Origin of the sequence: Virgibacillus aidingensis (genome assembly GCF_010994035.1) — a bacterium.
In the GTDB taxonomy this organism is placed as follows: domain Bacteria; phylum Bacillota; class Bacilli; order Bacillales; family Amphibacillaceae; genus Virgibacillus_N.
Genome location: NZ_WIXN01000014.1, coordinates 99,064 through 105,063 on the forward strand (window position 1 = coordinate 99,064; position 6,000 = coordinate 105,063).

Annotated in this window: 4 protein-coding genes and 2 pseudogenes; 2 read left to right on the top strand and 4 right to left on the bottom strand. The window is 34.8% G+C overall.

What is annotated here, in order from left to right; all coding sequences use genetic code 11:
* Positions 1-314: 314 nt before the first annotated feature.
* Complete coding sequence (locus GHD25_RS13070; protein WP_164217505.1) at positions 315-1,067, bottom strand: alpha/beta fold hydrolase; 753 nt, start codon at positions 1,065-1,067, stop codon at positions 315-317.
* A gap of 318 nt (positions 1,068-1,385) precedes the next feature.
* Between GHD25_RS13070 and GHD25_RS13075 the strand changes: the two are divergent.
* Both GHD25_RS13075 and GHD25_RS13080 read left to right on the top strand, forming a co-directional pair.
* Positions 1,386-1,606 (top strand): annotated as a pseudogene (locus GHD25_RS13075) (TetR/AcrR family transcriptional regulator); the annotation flags it as partial.
* Between the two features lie 124 nt (positions 1,607-1,730).
* Positions 1,731-2,051: pseudogene (locus GHD25_RS13080) on the top strand (Rrf2 family transcriptional regulator); the annotation flags it as partial.
* A gap of 571 nt (positions 2,052-2,622) precedes the next feature.
* On the opposite strand, the gene GHD25_RS13085 reads toward GHD25_RS13080, so the two are convergent.
* From GHD25_RS13085 to GHD25_RS13095, 3 genes are read right to left on the bottom strand one after another with little or no spacing between them, the layout of a single operon-like run.
* Entirely contained in the window at positions 2,623-3,267 is a 645-nt protein-coding gene (locus GHD25_RS13085; protein WP_164217509.1) for a Vat family streptogramin A O-acetyltransferase, read from the bottom strand.
* A 17-nt stretch (positions 3,268-3,284) separates the two neighbouring features.
* The gene (locus GHD25_RS13090; RefSeq protein WP_164217511.1) at positions 3,285-4,172 is read right to left on the bottom strand and encodes a Vgb family protein; all 888 of its coding nucleotides are present in this window, start codon (positions 4,170-4,172) and stop codon (positions 3,285-3,287) included.
* A gap of 12 nt (positions 4,173-4,184) precedes the next feature.
* Positions 4,185-5,783, bottom strand: coding sequence for a Vga family ABC-F type ribosomal protection protein (locus tag GHD25_RS13095; RefSeq protein WP_240452361.1), 1,599 nt, complete (start codon positions 5,781-5,783; stop codon positions 4,185-4,187).
* Between the last annotated feature and the right edge of the window lie 217 nt (positions 5,784-6,000).

Below are 6,000 nucleotides of genomic sequence, written 5' to 3' on the forward strand. Positions count from 1 at the left end.
TAAAGTCTTGTTCTCTACTTTACTTCAAGCTCCTAACCAGTGCATCCATACTACCCCAAGTTAGCGTAATGCCTTTCAGCAATCCCATGTCCAAAAAGCTTGAAGAGAATCTGCTGAAACAAATACAGAATGACTGCCCAAACCAATGAATGCCATCGGGTAGTATTCTCGCTTTTAGATGATAAGTAGTCCCTAAAGACTTCTGACGGTATTCTTATCAAAACCACATTCAGGACAACGTTATGGTTGGTTGATTGCTTCCACTTACGATTTTCCCTAACTGGAACAGATCCCTTATCTGTGTTTTCGCGATATTACCATTCTAGTAAGCTCAAAAAATGACTGATGTGGTCGGAAACCTCCTTAGGATGGGTCAAAGTGATGATGTGATTAGCACCAGGTATACGCACAAAGTTAATATTGGGAATTTCCTTATATAATTGTGCGATTTTAAAGAGATCTTCTGAGTCCTTCTCTCCTATGATAAAAAGTGTCTTTGTTTTAATTTCTCCCAATCTTTCCATCGCTGAATTGGAGGAAGCAGTTTTGAATGTTTTCCAATCAAAAGTCTTTTGAATATTATGTATCATCATTTCACGTAATAAATCGTATACTTTTCCGAAAGAAACGCTCCAGGAAGGCTCGTTTAATGTTATATTAATCATTTTCTCGACATCTGGTGCAGCTTTAGAAACTCGGCTCTCTAATTCCGCATGCTCGGAAGAAAATTTAAACCCCGACAGTCCTGGAGCGACCAATACCAGTTGAGACACTCTTTTTGGATAGGTCAGAGTAAAATCAGTTGCAATTTGTCCCCCCAGGGAATGTCCAACGAGGGCACCTTTCTTAATTTTAAGATGATCCAAGAGTTTTCTAAGATCCTCAACATAATCAATGGGTTCATTAGGAACGGGTGACTTCCCTGCACCCCGGACATCAAGAGTGATTACTTTGAACGACTTTGAAAGATGTGGGGTGATGAATTCCCAGTCACGTGAATCCATAGCTCCACTATGAAGTAGTATAACCGGCTTTCCACTTCCTTTAATTTCGTAATGAAGATCCATCTATTTCAATCTCCTTTCCATGAAAAAAGTAGGCACTGCCCATGACTATCTTCGTTTCATTCTATGATTCCTTCCCTTATCCCCCAAACTGTTAATAAACCATTTATTAAACTTATTCGATTATAAAAAAAGTTTAATGTACCTTACAAATGATTTAATTTCTCAAAAAGGTCCTATTTCACCACTTTGATAATGTCCATCCGCTTTAATGTTCCTATAAGTGATTTCAAGAACCTAAACATCCCCCCTTATTTATTTCACACACTGCGATAAAATTATAATAGCACAGTGTATTAAATAAAAGCAAGAGTGATTTGAGTGCAGAAAATAGTTGATCATGATCACAAAAGAAAAATGATCGTTGAAACAGCTTGGAAAATTATTGAAACGGAAGGTATTGAAAAAGCATCTATCCGAAGAATTGCATCTGAAGTCGGAATGTCTACCAGAGCACTTAGGCATTATTTCTCAAACAAGATGAATTACTATTATTTATTATGGAATATTTTCTTGCTCATGAGAAAGAACGGTCGGAGAATACTGCACGGCGATATCTTCCGTGCTATTTTTGTTAAAGAACAAAATTAAAATCAAGAAAATAATTTATTGAAAGGGGGAATGATAGCTCTTTTTCTACTCAAATCTTAAAAGTCAAAATAGACTGTGAGAGTCCACATATTAGCTGAAAAACTGGAAGTCTCAAGAACCTACCTTTCAAAAATGTTGACCAAATTAGTAAAGGCTGGTTTAATCCATTCTATATCAGGCGCTAGCGGTGGATACATGCTGAAACGCAACCAGAATGAAATATCCTTTTTAGATGTAATCCATGCAATTGAAGGTAGGGCATCTATATTCGAATGCAGTTTTAATCATGGAAGCGAATGCTTGATTCAGCAAGTAATCTTAGATGCGGAACAACAAATGGAGCAACTACTAAAGAACAAAAAAATCATTGATCTTGTTAAAAAACTTAACAACTAGTTGTGACTAGATAAAAACCATTTCTCGGTTGGAGGAGGGCCTGTGCATATCCTTATTTAATTGAAAGCGAAGGAACATCCAGCACACTCGTTTGGGAAAGTATTTCTTAAGAATGTCGAAACTGCTCTAACAGCCCTTGAGGAAAGAAAATAAGTTGAAAATGTAGCGGGCTTGAAGCGTAATTGTGTTTTTTTTATCAAAACCGAAACATAAATGCTTTTCAGTTCTTATAGGATCTATATCTCACTACTTGTCCATCATAACACGTAAAATTCCAAGATTTATGTATCTTTACTTTCACGAATTTCATTAATAAAGAAATCACCTTCCACTTTAGGATATAGGAACCTGTTGTTGAATCACATTCAGGTTCCTATCATTTTTGGGGTGAAATCTATCTCCCAGCGAAAACATCAAATATCTTCGGCAACAGCAATAAGGTCAATCCTCACCTAACTATCGACTCCTAGACAAAATGCTTGTTAAAGTTTTCCTTGTGTCATATTAATTCAATTAAATTCATTTCCAAAAAACAAAACCATATTGGGGAGCATCACAAATTCATATAAGATCAGGGTTTAATGATATTCTTAAGTACGTCAACATCCAAGCTAAGAATTGCATCAATATTATCTAAGATAACTTCGTTTTCTAAGTCCCACCATTTTATTTTTAGTAATTCTTTTATTTTCGATTCAGAGAATCGTTTCTTTATTTCCTTAGCAGGATTTCCTCCAACAATCGTGTAAGGTTCTACGTCTTTTGTAACGATGGACTTGGCTCCAATAATCGCTCCATCCCCGACATTTACTCCTGGCATAATTGTAGCGTCTAGTCCAATCCAGACATCATTGCCTATAACAGTATCTCCTTTTAAAGGTAGCATATCCAATGTAGGTGTATACTTTTCCCACCCGTTTCCGAAGATATTAAATGGGTAAGTGGAACCATCCATGCGATGATTAGCTCCGTTCATTATAAAAGTGACCCCAGGACCGATTGAACAAAATTTTCCGATGATCAATCGATCTCCTATAACTTCATAATGATATAAAACCTGATCCTCAAAAAGTTCTCCATTCTTGCTATCATAATAAGTGTACTCGCCAACTATAATATTCGGCTTTGTTAATGATGGTCTAATAAACTGAAGGTTTTTATTTTCATCTATTGGATATATTCTATTCGGGCTAGGACCTTTTATTTTTTCTGACATATACAATACACTCCTTTTTATGAGTTATGTCTAATACGGCCTATTTTATTACACTCTAATGCAAACCAGATATCCCCATTTGGGTCACATGCGATACCGTGTGGTTCTGCTGATGATGTTGGAATTTCATACTCATTAATTTTCCCATCAATAGCAGAAATTTGACCAATTTTATTTGCTCCCCATTCAGTAAACCACATTTCACCATTCTTTCCCGCAGTAATAGCGTGTGGACGTGAATTTGGAGTTGGAATATCATATTCTCTAATCTCACCATCAGTAGTAATTCGACCTATTTTATTTCCCATAATTTCTACAAACCAGATTGCACCATCGTTGCCATTAGTAATACCTACTGGAGCTACTGCTTGTGTTGGTAGGGGATATTCAGTTATTTTTCCTTTATCCGTAATTCTTCCAATTGAATTATTTTGGTTCTCTGTGAACCAAAGTGCGTTATCCAAACCTAATGTAATAAATGTAGGATAAGACCCCTTATTTGGTAGGTCATATTCATATATAGTACTATCAGCCGTCAACTTTCCTATCCGGTTTCCATTCATCTGAGTAAACCATATTTCACCATTTGGACCTTCAGTTATTCCATAAGGACCAGAATCAGGCTGTGGCAATGGATATTCTGTAAAATCACCTGTTATTGTCATTTTTCCTATTTTATTGGCTCCATTCTCTGTAAACCATATATCACCACGGGAAGAAACAGTTAAGCACATTACTTTAGCGTTAGGGGTTGGAACTGTATACTCTCTTATTCTGCCATTTTGATCTATACAGCTGATTTTATTTGCTTTATGTTGAGTAAACCATACATTTCCGTCTTTTGCTGAAGCTATCCCATAAGGTCCAGAGTTAGTTCTTGCAATCATATATTCTGCTATATTCATACTAAATTTCCTCTATATTTTTAATCGATTTCTTAAATTATTACGTTTATTAATCAACATTTGGAATTCTTGTTCTAGTTTTCCTGAAGACTTACTATTTAGTTCACTAATGATTTGAGTCAGTTTGACTTCAACTTTTAGGAGTTCATCTTTAATATAATCATGTTCTGTCTTCTGGTTCCTTTCTTTAAATTCTTTATAACTTCCAGTGAACTCTGTAACCTTTTGCTGAGAAATTTCAATAATTTTAGTTGCAATATTATCAACGAAACGGCTATCATGTGAAACAAAGATGACTGTCCCTTCATAGTTCATTAATAACCTTTCTAGTGCCTCAACAGTTTCAATATCTAAATAGTTTGTTGGTTCATCCATTACTAATACATTCATATCACTCAAGAATACTTTTGCAAAAGCTACTTTTACCCTTTCCCCACCACTTAATACTTCAATAGACTTATATACATCTTCACCAAAAAAATGTAACCGAGCAAGTACTGTACGGACAATATCTTCTGGATAAGGAGAGGTGGATTTTACATTTTCTAATATAGTTTTCTTGTTTTCTAAAATATCAATCTTTTGACTAAAGTACCCGATTTTTACTGCTGGCGATATGGATACTTTTGGTACTCTTAATAAAATCTGTTTCAACAATGTTGTTTTTCCAGACCCATTATTACCAATAATTGCAACCTTTTCACCACCTTTTATAACAAATGAAGCATCTCTCCAAAGCACATGATCTTCAAAGTTTACAGATAAGTTTTTAACACGAACTACATTTCGTCCTAGAATTTGTTCCCCATTCGGCAAATTCATTTTTATTGCTGGCAGTTCTTTTGGTTTTTTAACATTTTCCAATTTTTCTACACGTGTTTCCAGAGCCTTAATGTTTTGATGCATTTTCTTTTGTTTAGTCGCATACTCCATTTTATATAAGCGAGATTCAGATGTACCCATTCGCTTTGAAGGTGGCTTAATCATTTTTTTAGCATTTTGCTCTTTTAGTTTTGTAGCACGTTCCAATTGTCGTTTCTTCGTTATAAACTTTTCATATTCATCTTTTTGTTTTCGCCGGAGTAATTCCTTTTGCTCCACATAATTTGTATAGTTACCGATAAATTCCTTAATGTTCCCTTCTTCTATTTCCCAAATTTTTGTGCAAATTTGATCTAAAAAATAACGATTGTGTGAAACAAGGACAATTGTTCCACGATATCGAATGAAATGTTTCTCAAGTTCTTCTATACTACGGGCATCAAGGTTTGTTGTTGGTTCGTCTGCAAATAAAATTTCTGCCTTAGTAGCCAATGCTTTGTCAATATAACACTTTGTTATTTCACCACCACTTTTAAAGGTATCCATCTTTTGCAATTGAGGTAAATAATAGCGGCTTACAGTTGTCATAACTTCTCCTTTATCTGCTTCGATTTCACCAGACAATATGGACAATAATGTTGTTTTTCCACTTCCATTACGACCAACTACACCAATTCTATCCATATTATGAATATATAATTGGTCAATATCTAAAAGTTTACGGTCTTTTATTGTTAATTCAATATTCTTAGCTTCAAGAATCATTACTTGAGCCCTCCCTTCATACATAACAAATAATGTACTTCATACACTTTTTTATTAAGGCAAACAATTCTTATACTTACTCTCAATTTTTACTTAAGAAAACAAAAAACCTCCTATCATTTCTGAATAGGAGGCACATAATTAATCGCAAAAAGAAAACACTTAAACAATTAATTTGATATGCTCCCCTTAAGGTAGACAGATTAAAAATAAAAATCTGTTTCTATCTTAGGGGGAGTTT

Bases quoted from the DNA above. Each gene is read 5' to 3' on its own strand.
- GHD25_RS13085 (WP_164217509.1), bottom strand. From the start codon at position 3,267: ATGTCAGAAAAAATAAAAGGTCCTAGCCCGAATAGAATATATCCAATA.
- GHD25_RS13090 (WP_164217511.1), bottom strand. From the start codon at position 4,172: ATGAATATAGCAGAATATATGATTGCAAGAACTAACTCTGGACCTTAT.
- GHD25_RS13095 (WP_240452361.1), bottom strand. From the start codon at position 5,783: ATGTATGAAGGGAGGGCTCAAGTAATGATTCTTGAAGCTAAGAATATT.
- GHD25_RS13070 (WP_164217505.1), bottom strand. From the start codon at position 1,067: ATGGATCTTCATTACGAAATTAAAGGAAGTGGAAAGCCGGTTATACTA.